The organism is Bacillus sp. DJP31, assembly GCF_049310945.1.
Classification (GTDB): Bacteria; Bacillota; Bacilli; order Bacillales; family SA4; genus Bacillus_BS.
This window is the reverse complement of sequence record NZ_JBMERO010000027.1, coordinates 15,422-30,250: the sequence shown is the minus strand read 5'-3', so window position 1 is coordinate 30,250 and position 14,829 is coordinate 15,422. Positions and strand designations below refer to the sequence as shown.

Here is a 14,829-nt window from a genome sequence, read left to right as displayed (position 1 = left end):
TCGGGTACTGCTTTTTTATTTTAAGAGTTTGGGCAGCGCTAATCATATATATTTGCAATTAATTGTTTTTCAACGATTAGACATTTTCACAAAGCCCCGCTTTATTAATATGAACATGCCCCAGTTTCCCCGAAAAATTTCCCAATAACTTACCTTCAGATTCAAAAGGTGTTTTTAGCTTCAATTTGATATAATGTTAAAATGGATAAGAAATGTGGAGGAACAATTATGTACGATATAAAGGAATGGAAACATATCTTTAAGCTTGATCCTAATAAAGAACTAAGCGATAGAGATTTAGATAAAATTTGCGAGTCGGGAACAGATGCAGTGATCATTGGTGGTAGCGACGGGATTACAGAGGATAATGTTCTTCATATGCTAGCGAGAGTTAGGCGATATGCGGTTCCTTGTGTGCTCGAGGTATCTACGATTGATTCAATAACCCCAGGATATGATTTCTATTTTGTACCGACCGTATTGAATAGCCAAAACCGAAAGTGGATTTTGGACTTGCAGCATGAAGCATTGTTGGAGTTCGGGGATATGATGAATTGGGATGAAATTATGGCCGAGGGGTATTGTGTACTCAATGCTGATTCCAAGGTCGCTCAAATCACAGAAGCGAAGACTGACTTAAATGATGAAGAAGTTATCGCCTATGCTAGAATGGCGGACAAGCTATTTCGCCTGCCGATTTTTTATTTAGAATATAGTGGGATTTACGGTGATCCACTCTTAGTGAATAAGGTAAGAACAGTCCTTGAGAACACGAGACTTTTTTATGGTGGGGGCATTGAAACCGCCGAGCAAGCAAGGGAAATGGCAAAGGCTGCTCACACGGTTGTCGTCGGAAATGTTTTGTATGAAAATCTTGAAGAAGCATTAGCAACTGTAAAAGCAGTTAAGGGGTAATTCTAGCTTTTTAGAAGGTACTATAGTATGATAAAATAAAGAACAAGTGTTCGTTGATTAATACGGTTAGGCGGTGGAGAAATGCAATTTATTAGTAATAAACTCTTATCAGGATTAAACCCAGAGCAACAAGAAGGAGTTAAGCATACAGACGGTCCATTACTATTGATGGCAGGTGCAGGAAGTGGAAAGACCCGAGTTTTAACCCATAGAATTGCCTACTTAATGGCTGAAAAGGGCGTAGCTCCGTGGAATATATTGGCCATTACATTTACTAATAAAGCATCACGTGAAATGAAAGAGCGTGTGGCTAGAATAGTGGGTGGGGTCGCTGAAGATATCTGGATCTCAACCTTTCACTCGATGTGCGTACGTATTTTGCGTCGTGATATTGATCGATTAGGCTATAGCCGGAATTTTACTATACTTGATACAACAGATCAGTTATCTGTTATTAAAAATGTCTTAAAGGATAAGAATATAGACACAAAAAAATTCGAGCCTAGAAGTATGCTAGGTTCAATCAGTGGTGCAAAAAATGAACTAGTCACACCTGAGGAATATGTAAAGACGGCGGCAGGACCATATGAGAGTATTGTGGCAAGTGTTTACACGGAATACCAAAAGCGTCTGCGGAAAAATCAAGCATTAGATTTTGATGATCTCATTATGACAACTCTCCATCTTTTTATGAGAGTTCCGGAGGTATTAGAAAGCTATCAGCGTAAGTTTCAGTATATTCATGTGGACGAGTATCAGGATACGAATAAAGCTCAATATATGCTAGTTAAGCAAATGGCTAGTCGATTCCAAAATCTATGTGTTGTCGGGGATTCCGATCAGTCGATATATCGTTGGCGCGGGGCGGATATTGGTAATATTCTTTCTTTTGAGAAAGACTATCCAAGAGCAAGAGTCATCTTGCTCGAGCAAAATTACCGATCATCAAAACGTATTTTACAAGCGGCGAATGAAGTTATTGAAAAAAATGCCAACCGGAAACCGAAAAAGCTTTGGACTGAAAACCCAGAAGGTAACAAAATTGTGTATTACCGTGGTTCAAATGAGCAGGATGAATGCTATTTTGTAGCTGGAATAATTAAGCAGCTAGTTGATGCAAGAAACGGAAAATACTCGGATTTTGCTATTCTATATCGAACAAATGCCCAGTCACGTGTAATGGAGGAAGTTCTTTTAAAATCGAATATTTCTTATAACATTGTGGGCGGAACTAAATTCTATGATCGTAAAGAAATTAAGGATATTCTTGCTTATCTTCGTTTGATTGCTAATCCGGATGACGATATAAGTTTAGAGCGTATTATTAATGTGCCTAAACGAGGAATTGGTTCCACAACGTTCGATAAGATTGCTAACTATGCTGCTTTACATGATATGTCCATTTATGAAGAGCTGCAGATGGTGGAACTAGTTGGTTTAAGTGGTAAAGTAACGCATGCATTGGTTGAATTTCGTGATCAGCTAAGAAATTGGGTTCAGATGCAAGAGTTTTTATCTGTAACCGAGCTAGTAAACGAAGTACTAGATAAAACAGGATACCGAGACATGTTAAGAAATGAAAAGACAATTGAAGCACAAAGCCGTTTAGAAAACATAGAAGAATTTCTATCCGTTACAAAGAATTTTGAAGAGAAAAACGAAGAGAAAAGTCTTATCTCCTTCTTAACGGACTTAGCTCTTATATCTGATTTAGATCGTTTAAATGAAGATGAAAAAGATGATCAAGGCAATGTGGTATTAATGACGTTGCATGCTGCTAAAGGATTAGAATTCCCAGTTGTTTTTTTAATGGGGTTGGAAGAAGGCGTGTTTCCTCATAGCCGTTCCTTTTTTGATGAGGCAGAGTTGGAAGAAGAACGACGCCTAGCTTACGTCGGAATTACAAGGGCAGAGAAAAATTTATATATTACAAATGCTGAAATGCGTACGTTATTTGGCCGTACAAGTATGAATCCAGTGTCACGCTTTATTTCTGAAATTCCAGAAGATTTACTTGAGAAAGCACATCTAGAAAAAGCAAAGGCATCTCCATTCTCGGGTTCAGCAGCTCGTCCTCTTCCTGAGCGACGTCCGCCTGTTATGCGTCCTGTTGCGAATACGACTGGTGGAGAATCGATTGGGTGGAGAGTAGGAGACAAAGCGACACATAAAAAGTGGGGAATTGGTACTGTTGTAAGCGTCAAAGGTGAAGGTGAATCCAAGGAATTGGATATTGCCTTTCCAAGTCCAACAGGCATAAAGCGGTTATTGGCCAAATTTGCCCCGATTGAAAAATCCTAAGTTCATGCTAAGTCACCTTAAAGGAGTGAGTGTATGTCTGAGCAAATAAAGACTAAGGTAAAAGAGCTTCGGAATCTCTTAAACAATTGGAATTATGAATATCATGTTCTAGACAAACCATCAGTATCAGATGCTGAATATGACGTGGCCATGCAAGAGCTTATTCGTCTTGAGGGAGAGAATCCAGATCTTCTATCTGTGGATTCTCCTTCCCAGCGGATAGGAGGACTACCATTATCTGTTTTTGAAAAAGTGGAACACAACACGCCAATGCTTAGTTTAGGAAACGCATTTAATGAAGCCGATCTTCGTGACTTTGATCGTCGTGTCAGACAAGGCGTGGGCGAGGATGTGTCGTATACGTGTGAGCTTAAAATAGATGGTCTAGCTGTCTCGTTACAATTTGAAGATGGACTTTTTATAAGAGGTGCAACACGCGGTGATGGTACAGTTGGGGAGGATATTACTCAAAATGTAAAGACCATCCGTTCCATTCCCTTACGACTATCAAAGCCTGTAAGCTTAGAGGTTCGTGGTGAGGCTTATATGCCGAAAAAATCGTTCGAAGCATTAAATGATATCAAGCTAAAGGCAAATGAAGAACCCTTTGCCAATCCTAGAAATGCTGCAGCAGGATCCTTACGCCAGCTTGATCCGAAGCTAGCGGCAAAGCGTAATTTATCCATCTATGTCTATGGAATTGGAAATGTGGGTCAGACAGGAGTGACTTCTCATAGTAAAGGGTTAGATTTGTTAGACGAGCTAGGTTTTAAAACCAATTCTGAACGTAAAAGATTTACAGGTATCGAGGAAGTTATCCAATATATTGAACAATGGCATGAAAAGAGGCCTGCTTTAGCTTATGAGATTGATGGAATTGTAATCAAAGTAGACTCACTGGAGCAGCAGGATGAACTAGGCTTCACGGCAAAAAGCCCACGCTGGGCCATTGCATACAAGTTTCCAGCCGAAGAGGTTATTACAAAATTAATAGATATTGAGCTCAATATAGGTCGGACAGGAGTGGTCACTCCAACGGCTATTCTAGAGCCAGTGCGAATAGCCGGAACGGTTGTAAGAAGAGCATCTCTACATAATGAAGACTTAATTCGCGAGAAGGATATTAAGCTTGGGGATTATGTTGTGGTGAAAAAAGCAGGAGATATTATTCCTGAAGTGGTCAATGTTTTGCCAGAACGAAGAACAGGTGAAGAAAAAGACTTTCTGATGCCTACTCATTGTCCAGAGTGTGAGAGTGAATTGTTACGCCTTGAAGGGGAAGTGGCACTTCGTTGTATCAATCCCATGTGTCCAGCCCAAATAAGAGAAGGCTTGATTCACTTTGTATCCAGGAACGCAATGAATATTGATGGTCTAGGTGAGAGTGTCATTAGCCAGCTTTTCCAAGAAAACCTCATAAAAGACGTAGCAGGTATTTTCCGATTACGAAAAGATCAGCTCATTGAATTAGAACGGATGGGAGAAAAATCTGCTACTAATCTAATAGAAGCTATTGAAGCCTCCAAAAAGAACTCCTTAGAAAAATTACTTTTCGGGTTAGGCATTCGTCATGTAGGTGCCAAAGCAGCTAAAACTCTAGCACAGCAATTTGAAATGATGGATAGGCTACAAGAAGTTACAGTAGAAGAACTAGAAGAGGTCAATGAAATTGGGGAGAAAATGGCGGAATCCATTGCTACTTATTTTGGGAAGCCAGAGGTTATAAAGCTTTTGGAAGAGTTAAAAGAACTTGGTGTTAACCAGTCATATACTGGACCCAAGCGCGTAAACATTTTAGCTATCGATTCTTTCTTTGCAGGAAAAACAGTCGTGCTTACAGGAAAACTGGAAATTTTAACACGAAATGATGCAAAGGAAAAAATTGAATTACTAGGTGGAAAAGTTGCCGGAAGTGTGAGTAAGAATACCGATTTGCTCATTGCTGGTGAGGCGGCAGGTTCCAAGCTAGAGCAAGCAAATAAGCACGGAGTAGAAATTTGGAATGAAGAGAGATTAATTCAAGAACTAGACAAATGAGGCTGTTTTCAAATAAATTTGTTGAGATGAACTAGACTTGTTTAAGGTTTAACGCTAACTTATAGCAGCAAAGTTTTATGAATAGAGCCGTAAAAAAAGGGGTGAAGAAGGATGAGGAGACTCGGGGTATTCTTCATAATAGCCATCCTCTTCGTAAGTGGATGTGTGCCAAAGTTTGAAAAAGATGAAGAGATTGTAAGCGAAACGGACAATTCGAAGGAAACCGCTATTGTTCCAAAATATAAGATCTCAGATCAGTATTATCGAACGGTATTGCCTTTTAAAGCAAGTGAATCTAGGGGATTAGTTGTTAAAGAAAGTAGTAACCGACTTGATATTGATGAATTTGAGACAGGATTAATGAGGATGTCACAAAATACATTTTCATCCGATAACTATTTATATCAGGATGGACAATACTTGGATAACTTGACGGTATCAAGCTGGCTCAAGCGTAAGCTCTCAGCGGATAAGTTAGAAGGTGCTGAAGGTGATGTTTTGGGATTAAATCCAGTTAAAGTTAAAGCTCCTGGTAAAACACTTAAGGATATAAATGAAGAGAGTCCGTTGTATTTATCCCATATGTTAGAGCAAAATTACCTTATTAAAGATGCCGAAGGGAAAGCGGAGTTAGGCGGTATCTCCATCGGACTTGCTCTCAACTCCGTTCACTATTACAAGCAAGAGGATGATTTTTCACGCGAGTTTCCAATAACTGATGGGGAACTGGAGCAGCAAGGCAAACTCATGGCTGATGAAGTTATTAAGAGAATTAGAGCCATCGAAGGGTTAGAAAATATCCCAATTGTTATCGGACTTTTTAAGCTGGAGGCAAGATCTTCGGTTGTACCAGGACGCTTTTTGAGTGTAGCTGAAGTGAAAGCGAAATCAAATTCGATTGATAAATGGGCTACTGTAAATGAAGAATATTATCTGCTTCCTTCATCAGAAGCAGAGCAGAATTACCGAGATGATCATACAAGAATGCTTAACTTTAAGGCAGACATCGATGAATATTTCCCTAATTATACGGGAGTTATTGGAAGAGGATTTTATCAGGATGAGCAATTAACAGAACTAACAATTGAAATTCCTATGCAATTTTATGGAAAAGCAGAAGTAGTCGGGTTCACTCAGTATGTAACTGGGCTCATTATGGAGCATTTTCCAGACTACTTTTCTGTCAAATGTTACATTTCTTCAATAGGTGGTCCTGAGGCATTGATTATCCGTGAAGTAAAGCAAGAAGAGCCGTTTGTTCACATCTATCAATAACTTTTTAGAGTGAAAGATTTGAAAGAACATAAGGTCTCAGTTAGAATAGGAAATGTAGAATGAAAACGTTTTTTTCTAGGGCGAAATGAAAGATTGATTCGTCTTAATTTATTTATTTTATTTAATCTTTAAGGGGGCAAATTCATTGGTAGTACCTTACAAACATGAACCATTTACCGATTTTACAGTGGAAGAGAACAAGAAAGCGTATGAAGCGGCTCTTGCTACTGTTGAGTCTTATTTAGGAAAAGACTATGATCTCATTATCGGTGGAGAGCGTATCTCTACAGATGACAAAATTGTCTCAGTAAATCCTGCGAATAAAGCAGAAGTGGTCGGTCGCGTATCAAAGGCAAACCGTGATCTTGCAGAGCAAGCAATGAAGGTTGCAGATGAAACTTTTAACACGTGGAGAAAAGTGAAGCCAGAGGTTCGTGCGGATATTCTTTTCCGTTCAGCTGCCATCATGCGTCGTCGCAAGCATGAGTTTTCTGCAATTTTAACAAAAGAAGCAGGGAAGTCTTGGAATGAGTCAGATGTAGAAACAGCTGAAGCCATTGACTTCTTAGAATACTACGGTCGTCAAATGTTAAAATTAAAAGATGGGCTTCCAGTTGAAAGCCGTCCAATTGAATACAATCGTTTTGGATACATACCTCTTGGAGTAGGCGTTATTATCTCTCCTTGGAACTTCCCGTTTGCAATCATGGCGGGTATGACAACTGCTGCAGTAGTTGCGGGAAACACGGTCTTATTAAAGCCAGCAAGTACAACTCCTGTAATAGCTGCTAAATTTATGGAAGTGCTTGAAGAAGCAGGTTTACCAGCAGGTGTAGTTAATTTCATTCCTGGTAGCGGTGCCGAAGTAGGAGATTATTTAGTCGATCATCCTCGCACTCGTTTCGTTAGCTTCACAGGATCTCGTGATGTTGGATTACGCATTTATGAGCGCGCTTCAAAGGTACATGAAGGCCAAATTTGGTTAAAGCGTGTAATCGCTGAAATGGGTGGCAAAGATACGATTGTTGTTGATAAGGAAGCTGATTTAGAACTAGCAGCTAAAGCAATCGTTGCTTCATCATTTGGATTCACTGGGCAAAAATGTTCAGCTTGTTCCCGTGCAGTTATCGTGGAAGATGTATATGATCAAGTATTAAATCGTGCAGTAGAGTTAACCAAAGAACTTTCTATGGGTGATTGTTCGGTTTACGGCACATTCATGGGTCCTGTTAATGACCAAGGTGCATTTGACAAGATCATGAGCTACATCGAAATCGGAAAAGAAGAAGGCAAGCTACTTCACGGCGGCGCGGGAGACAATTCAAAAGGATGGTTCGTCCAACCAACAATCTTTGCTGATGTAGATGAAAACGCTCGTATCATGAAGGAAGAAATCTTCGGACCTGTTGTAGCCTTCTGCAAGGCCCGTGACTTCGACCATGCAATTGAAATCGCAAACAACACAGAGTACGGCTTAACAGGAGCGGTTATATCTAACAACCGTGCCAACATGGAAAAAGCACGTGAAGATTTCCACGTAGGTAACCTTTACTTCAACCGTGGATGTACAGGTGCTATCGTTGGCTACCAACCATTCGGTGGCTTCAATATGTCAGGAACCGACTCCAAAGCAGGCGGACCAGACTACCTAGTGCTTCACATGCAAGCAAAAACAACATCAGAAATGCTGTAAAAGATAGGAACCCCACTCTTCTTGGTGAAGAGTGGGGTTTTTTAATTGAGGTTGGGTTTAGTGCTTTAAAGGAGTGGGGGCCTGTCCCCCACTCCTTTAAAGCGTTAAAATATGGTTGTATCATTTTGTTTGGATTTCTTTTATGATAAGAAACAGTAGATTTGGACTTTAGAATAATAATAAATGGATTATATAACAGCAGGGATGATGATGGGATGACGACGTTTTTGTTATTGATGGGGCTTGGAATGGTTTCGGCTTTTATTGGGACGCTTGCTGGAGGTGGTGGGATTATTACGCTACCTGCGATGTTGCTTGTGGGGATTCCGATTCAGGTTGGGATCGCGACGAATAAATTTTCTTCCGGAGTGGCTTCTTTTACGAGTATTCTGTATTTGTTGAAGCATAAAGTTTTTTCAATCAAGGGATTATTAGCAATTGTGTTAATTGCTTTTTTCGGAGGGATCGCTGGAGCTCTTGTTACGACTAGTGTAAGTGAACAGACCATGAATACAACAGCTTTAGTCCTACTTGTTTTTGCTCTTTTTGTAACAATGAAAAATAAAAAATGGGTTGCAAGTGTAGCGCAGGAAACAGAGCAGAAGTCTAAATATCTAAGCAAGATCATCCCGTTCTTTATTGCAATTTACGATGGTGGATTTGGGCCTGGGTCGTCCACATTTGGAATTATTCACTTCATGCGCGAGCAATACTCGTATGTGAAAGCAGCTCAGCTCTCAAGGGTACTCAATTTTGGGAGCTGTGCAGGTGCATTTATTATTTTCTATCAAACTGGGTATGTCGAGTGGCATTATGCGATTGCGCTTGCAATCGGAGCGGCAATTGGGACGCAAATTGGTATGGCTACGCTACCCAAGATTCCACTTAGCGTTGCTCGTGCTATGTTGATTACGATTATCCTATTGCTAATTGGACAGGTAGTTGTGAAAACATTTTAAAGATTTGTAGAAATATAGAAGAATGTGGATGAGAGTATCCATAATTCAAATCTTGTGTATAAAATCAGGAAGTGATTATAAAAATTGGTAAAAGCATGACTTCTTATGCAGGAAGTCATGCTTTTTTGTTGAAGAATTTTGGAGCTAGGAAGTTGGTTACATTGACTAGAAACATTATAAAGAAATTCTTGTAAATCCAACTGACAGCTAAATTTAGACCTTCTGATTTTCACGGTTTGACTGGTTATTCTGCAGCGATTTGCACATCGATTCGTCATGATCCAATAGATTATTTTATCCAGTGTAATACAGAAACAATGGACCTACACAAAAGAACAGTAAATGTTTTGGTCCATAAAGGAATTATAAATTTTTAATCAATCTAGTGAAGGTATTCCGCGGGTAAAAGAAAAGATTATCTTACGAATTACCCTGTATATAATGAAAACAATGAAGTTTCTACAAAGAGCATGGAATTAAGTAAGAGGTAGAAGCAACGTCATGAAGTGGAGAGTGTAACGCCCCTAGAAGTAGTGGCTAACGAGGTCAGAATGTTAATTGTCTTTATTCATTATTTAACAGATGATACATCCGTTTCTAACTCTTCTCAAACTCTAAAAGCTACATATATAGGTACGTATGAACGCTGGCAAGCAGATTGGTCTAAAATGAGCTGGCAATTATTATCTGTGGAATCTCAGGATCATTAAACGGGAATAAATTTTTAACCATGTAACTGAAAGAAGTGCTACCTACCTGAGGTGGCACTTCTTTGTATTTATAAAATTGAGTGCTCGAAATTCCAGCTTGTTGCTAAGGATTCTACTTCTCAATTTCCTTCTTAGGAACAAAATCAAAAATCTCTCGTGTCTCAAAAGTATCAATTAACCGATTCAGCCAGTCATAGTATTCAAGGCTGTTCTGGAGCTTGGTTGTATCTAATTCGGCTAGTTCACGAACTTCCTGTGAAACATCTTCATCAATTAGTAGTTCTTTTAATTCTTTCATTGATTTTTCAATGGCAACTATATTCATGGAAATACCTGCACGCCATTTTATGGAAAAGAAATCAAAAAAGGATTGGTGCCAGTCTTCTTCTATTGCATATAAGTCTTTTCGTGCTCCTTTTACCCAAACCTTATCGACCATATTAAGGTCTAGGAGGCTTCTAACAGAGGTACTCATGCTCGTCTTACTCATGCCAAGCTCTTCTTTCATTTCATCAAGAGTAAGAGGGGCACCTGAAAATAGAAGGAGACCATATAATCGCCCGATTGAGGGGGTAATCCCGTAAAGATTCATATTTTGCGCAATAGCATCTATGACTCTTGATCGCGAGCGTTCTAGTTTTTCAATGTCATTCATTAAGTATCACATCCTGTGTGTAGGTGTTATAAGTTATAGATTACCTATTCCCCCGTCGATTGTAAAGGATTGAATACATGTGTAAAAAGTAGAATAGTAGCGTATTTGTAAGTATATACATAGTAAATATCGTACAGTTTATTCTGTACGTACAATATAAACGAATAAGACGTAATATGCCGTTTGTCCTTGATTTGGAAGAGACTTATAATTAAATAGTCCCATAGGTAATCCAGAAGAGGTGAAAAAATGGAAAATAAACAACCAAAGATAAAGGTAAGCAATGTAACAAAGATTTTTGGAAAAGCATCCAAGAAAGCATTGCAATTACTAAAAGAGGGGAAGTCAAAAGAAGAAATATTAAAAGTAACTGGATCAACAGTTGGGGTCAATCGTGCCTCATTTGAAGTGAGTCCAGGTGAGATATTTGTCATTATGGGTTTGTCAGGAAGTGGAAAGTCTACTCTCGTAAGACTGCTAAATCGGCTAATTGAACCGACTAGCGGAGAGGTCTATATTGATGGTAGTGACGTTGTGAGGATGAGTAAAGAAGAACTAAGAAATGTTCGCCGCAATAAAATTAGTATGGTATTTCAGAAGTTTGCCCTTTTCCCACACAGAACTGTTTTGGAAAACGTAGAGTATGGATTAGAAATACAGGGTGTTGATAAGGGAGAAAGAATAAAGAAAGCCACAGAGGCTCTTGAGTTAGTTGGACTAAAGGGGTATGCACATCAATATCCTAGTCAACTTAGTGGAGGAATGCAGCAGCGTGTAGGTTTAGCAAGAGCGCTGGCAAATGATCCTGATATTCTTTTGATGGATGAAGCATTTAGTGCCTTAGATCCACTTATTCGAAAAGATATGCAGGATGAGTTGCTAGAATTGCAGTCTAGTATGGAGAAGACGATCGTATTTATTACCCATGATCTTGATGAAGCACTTCGAATTGGTGACCGCATAGCCCTTATGAAGGACGGGAATATTGTCCAAATTGGGACACCGGAAGAAATTTTGATGAGTCCATCAAATGACTATGTGGCTAGATTCGTAGAAGATGTAGATTTGTCAAAGGTTTTAACAGCAGGGCATGTTATGAAACGTGCTGAAACTGTTCAAATCGAAAAAGGTGCACGTGTAGCGTTAAAGCTTATGAGGGATCTTGGGATTTCGTCGATTTATGTAGTTGACAAGAAACAGAGTTTACTAGGAGCTATAACGGCACAGGATGCTTCTAAAGCCACGGATGACAACCAGGCAATGGAATTATACATTGACAAAGATATAACGACCGTTAAAAGTGAGACATTGTTGACAGATTTATTTGAAAAAGTTTCGACTGCAACCATTCCAGTTGCCGTGATAGATGAGAAAAAGCGTCTAAAGGGGATTGTTGTTCGTGGAGCTGTTATTGGGGCGTTGTCTGGAAACGAGAGATATATCAATGAACAATTAACTACTCCTGACTTAGGGGAGGTGAAGTAGATGGATGGACTATTACCTAAACTTCCACTAGCCGATTGGGTTGATAGATTTGTTGCGTGGCTAACTGTCACTTTTGAGGGATTATTTGATAGCATTGCAGAAGGCTTGGAATGGTTTGTTGACGGTATTGTAACGATACTAGCATTTCCACCTACCATTCTATTAATTTTTATTGTAAGTGCACTAGCCTGGAGGATTTGTGATAGAAGAATTGCCTTATTTGCACTAATTGGTCTTTTTCTAATTGATAATTTAGGTTTATGGGAGGAAATGCTTGAGACAGTTGCCCTCGTAAAAACATCTGTATTTATTTCTATTATTATAGGAATTCCTTTAGGGATTTGGGCATCACAAAGTCATCGAGTGAAGCAAGTTGTTACACTGATTTTAGACTTTATGCAGACGATGCCGGCATTTGTTTATTTGTTACCAGCGATCTTCTTCTTCAATATAGGAGTTGTTCCTGGAGTCGTTGCATCGGTTATCTTCGCCATGCCACCGACGATCCGCTTAACGATTCTAGGTATTCAGCAAGTACCAGCTGATTTAATAGAGGCAACTGAGGCCTTCGGATCAACGACAAAACAAAAGTTGTTAAAGGTACAGCTTCCACTAGCGAAGCCGACCATTATGGCAGGAATTAACCAGAGTATCATGCTCGCATTATCTATGGTTGTCATTGCCTCAATGGTAGGGGCACCAGGGCTAGGTACAGAAGTTTATCGTGCTGTCACTCAATTAAAAACTGGAATTGGTTTTGAAGCAGGTCTAGCTATTGTAATCATTGCCATTTTACTAGATCGATTCACTCAAAATATAGGAAAGAAAAAACAAGGGGGAACTTTATAATGTTTAAGAAAATTTTAGGAGTAACTTCAGTATTTGCGTTATCAATGGGATTAGCAGCTTGCGGTGGATCAGAAGAAGGTTCTGACTCAAGCAAATCGGTCGGCGAACAAGTAGATTATGAAATTGTTGGGATTGATCCAGGTGCTGGATTAATGAAGTTAACGATTGATAATGTTCTACCTGAATATGGACTTGAGGACTGGGAAGTCATTGAAGGCTCTGGTGCTGCGATGGCTGCTGCATTGAAAAAGGCTTATGACAAAGAAGAGCCTATTATTGTTACAGGCTGGAGTCCACACTGGAAATTTGCTAGCTTTGATCTTAAATACCTAGAAGATCCAAAAGGAATTTATGGCGGTGCAGAGGATGTTCATACAATTGCACGCCTAGGACTAGCTGACGATCATCCAGACGCACACAAACTACTTGATCAATTTAATTGGGAACCAGCAGACCTTGAGAGTGTTATGATGCTAACTCAAGAGGGAGCTGAATCAGAAGAAGCAGCAGCTCAATGGGTAAGTGAAAACGAAGAATTAGTAAGTACATGGACAAAAGGCGTTAACAAAGTTGATGGTGAAGAAATAAAGTTAGTATATGTTGCATGGGATGACGTAATTGCTAGCTCTTATGTTGTGAAAAATGTACTAGAAAGTGTTGGGTATAAAGTAGAATTAATTCAAGTTGATGCAGGTCCAATGTGGGCTGGTGTGGCTGATGGAAGCGCAGATGTAACAGTCGGTGCATGGTTACCAACCACACATGCTGACTACTACGCAGAATACGACGGCATGTTTGAAGACCTTGGATCAAACTTACATGGTACAAAGCTTGGACTAGTAGTTCCGGCTTACATGGACATTGATTCAATAGAAGACTTGAAGAAGTAAGTTGATTTGAGGGAAGATATAGAGTAGCAAAAAGGGGAATGATTTTTCAAATCATTCCCCTTTTTGTCTTTAACATCTTTAAGGTTTTAAATAACGCAGTAAGAGGCCAGTCCCCAGCGTTATAGCACTGGGAGCCAAGCCCCTTATCATGGTTATTTTTTATATTAGTAAAAATTTATTGCCATTATACTTTAAGGATAAAAAAGAGTTATTCTACTTGTTATAGGCTAACTCTTTTTAAACTCTTAGTTGAGTTGAGTTATTTACGTCTAATTCAAATCTCTAAAAATTAGAGTAAACCCAAATTGTAACTAATAGGGCAAAGGTTGAGATTAAAATAATTAGCGTAGATAATAATACTCTTTTATTAAAGTTAGCTTTATTAGTAGTAATTGCTTGAAAGAATCCTGCAAAAAATAAGGAGTCAAGTGCTTTTTCTTTTGGTGTAAGGACTTTTTTCTTATTTTGACTATCCCTTTTCATGAATACCCCTCCAAAGAACTCCATTTTTAACCAGCTTTGAAAATAATGGTTGTTCCTTATTTAATATCCACTCACCGTTGTGAAGGTTCCCCTAGGAAAATATGTTCCGCTGTTTCCTATTACAATAACACGTGCATTTTGTAACTCTTTTGCTGCATTTTGTGAATATCCTAACCTTCCATATGTTGCATATGCTACTGAAGTCCAAGCGGCAAATCTATTATATAATGCTGTTGTTCCGATAACACCAGCAGCTGTCGCCCATCCTGCTGGTCCTGTTAAAGTTGCTGCGGTTGCAGAGATTTGAACAAAACCAGCAATGTTATACCACCACTTGCCTATAGTTGAAGCATATTTTCCATGTTCCATTGAACCGATTACATTTGTTTCATAACGATTTATATAAGTTTAAAACTGGAATAGCCTGAGTTTTGGGATACTCTACCTGTAACTCTTAAATATTTTTGACTACTAGCACTAAGCTCTTGTAAAGTAAAGTTATCATCTGTTCTGTTGTAATAATTATCGTAAGCTCCCTTAGCTTCACGAATACTATCATCGATAACTACATAATTAG

General features: G+C 39.1%; 14 protein-coding genes. 11 read left to right on the top strand and 3 right to left on the bottom strand.

What is annotated here, in order from left to right:
• Nucleotides 1-228: 228 nt before the first annotated feature.
• From ACOI1C_RS18540 to ACOI1C_RS18505, 8 genes are all read left to right on the top strand, one after another.
• Complete coding sequence (locus tag ACOI1C_RS18540; protein ID WP_422512073.1) at nucleotides 229-915, top strand: heptaprenylglyceryl phosphate synthase; 687 nt, start codon at nucleotides 229-231, stop codon at nucleotides 913-915.
• An 81-nt stretch (nucleotides 916-996) separates the two neighbouring features.
• The gene (pcrA, locus tag ACOI1C_RS18535) at nucleotides 997-3,216 is read left to right on the top strand and encodes a DNA helicase PcrA (RefSeq protein WP_422512072.1); all 2,220 of its coding nucleotides are present in this window, start codon (nucleotides 997-999) and stop codon (nucleotides 3,214-3,216) included.
• A gap of 33 nt (nucleotides 3,217-3,249) precedes the next feature.
• Nucleotides 3,250-5,253 (top strand): NAD-dependent DNA ligase LigA, encoded by a 2,004-nt coding sequence (gene ligA, locus ACOI1C_RS18530; protein WP_422512071.1) that lies wholly within the window; start codon nucleotides 3,250-3,252, stop codon nucleotides 5,251-5,253.
• A gap of 111 nt (nucleotides 5,254-5,364) precedes the next feature.
• Nucleotides 5,365-6,528, top strand: coding sequence for a CamS family sex pheromone protein (locus ACOI1C_RS18525; protein ID WP_422512070.1), 1,164 nt, complete (start codon nucleotides 5,365-5,367; stop codon nucleotides 6,526-6,528).
• 145 nt (nucleotides 6,529-6,673) lie between these two features.
• Nucleotides 6,674-8,221 (top strand): L-glutamate gamma-semialdehyde dehydrogenase, encoded by a 1,548-nt coding sequence (gene pruA / locus ACOI1C_RS18520; RefSeq protein WP_422512069.1) that lies wholly within the window; start codon nucleotides 6,674-6,676, stop codon nucleotides 8,219-8,221.
• A gap of 215 nt (nucleotides 8,222-8,436) precedes the next feature.
• Nucleotides 8,437-9,180: a sulfite exporter TauE/SafE family protein gene (locus tag ACOI1C_RS18515; RefSeq protein ID WP_422512068.1), complete on the top strand. Its 744-nt coding sequence runs from the start codon at nucleotides 8,437-8,439 to the stop codon at nucleotides 9,178-9,180.
• Nucleotides 9,181-9,416: 236 nt separating this feature from the next.
• Entirely contained in the window at nucleotides 9,417-9,557 is a 141-nt protein-coding gene (locus ACOI1C_RS18510; RefSeq protein WP_422512067.1) for a hypothetical protein, read from the top strand.
• Between the two features lie 174 nt (nucleotides 9,558-9,731).
• A complete protein-coding gene (locus ACOI1C_RS18505; protein ID WP_422512066.1) occupies nucleotides 9,732-9,890 on the top strand; it encodes a hypothetical protein in 159 nt (52 codons plus the stop codon).
• Nucleotides 9,891-10,002: 112 nt separating this feature from the next.
• Here ACOI1C_RS18505 and ACOI1C_RS18500 read toward each other — a convergent pair whose 3' ends face one another.
• Complete coding sequence (locus ACOI1C_RS18500) at nucleotides 10,003-10,545, bottom strand: GbsR/MarR family transcriptional regulator (RefSeq protein WP_422512065.1); 543 nt, start codon at nucleotides 10,543-10,545, stop codon at nucleotides 10,003-10,005.
• Between the two features lie 249 nt (nucleotides 10,546-10,794).
• On the opposite strand from ACOI1C_RS18500, the gene ACOI1C_RS18495 reads away from it, so the two are divergent.
• Genes ACOI1C_RS18495 through ACOI1C_RS18485 form a run of 3 tightly spaced genes read left to right on the top strand, consistent with a single transcriptional unit; the run spans nucleotide 10,795 to nucleotide 13,769 of the window.
• Nucleotides 10,795-12,030, top strand: a complete 1,236-nt coding sequence (locus ACOI1C_RS18495; RefSeq protein ID WP_422512064.1) for a quaternary amine ABC transporter ATP-binding protein — start codon at nucleotides 10,795-10,797, stop codon at nucleotides 12,028-12,030.
• Complete coding sequence (locus tag ACOI1C_RS18490) at nucleotides 12,031-12,879, top strand: ABC transporter permease (protein WP_422512063.1); 849 nt, start codon at nucleotides 12,031-12,033, stop codon at nucleotides 12,877-12,879. It abuts the gene before it with no gap.
• Nucleotides 12,879-13,769 carry a glycine betaine ABC transporter substrate-binding protein gene (locus ACOI1C_RS18485; RefSeq protein ID WP_422512062.1) on the top strand — a complete coding sequence of 297 codons (891 nt, stop codon included), beginning with the start codon at nucleotides 12,879-12,881 and terminating at the stop codon, nucleotides 13,767-13,769. Before ACOI1C_RS18490 ends, ACOI1C_RS18485 begins: the two co-directional genes overlap by 1 nt.
• 282 nt (nucleotides 13,770-14,051) lie before the next feature.
• Here the strand turns inward: ACOI1C_RS18485 and ACOI1C_RS18480 are convergent, their stop codons facing one another.
• The gene (locus ACOI1C_RS18480) at nucleotides 14,052-14,252 is read right to left on the bottom strand and encodes a hypothetical protein (RefSeq protein ID WP_422512061.1); all 201 of its coding nucleotides are present in this window, start codon (nucleotides 14,250-14,252) and stop codon (nucleotides 14,052-14,054) included.
• 60 nt (nucleotides 14,253-14,312) lie between these two features.
• On the bottom strand, nucleotides 14,313-14,621 hold the full coding sequence (locus ACOI1C_RS18475) for a hypothetical protein (RefSeq protein WP_422512060.1): 309 nt from the start codon (nucleotides 14,619-14,621) through the stop codon (nucleotides 14,313-14,315).
• Nucleotides 14,622-14,829 lie beyond the last annotated feature (208 nt).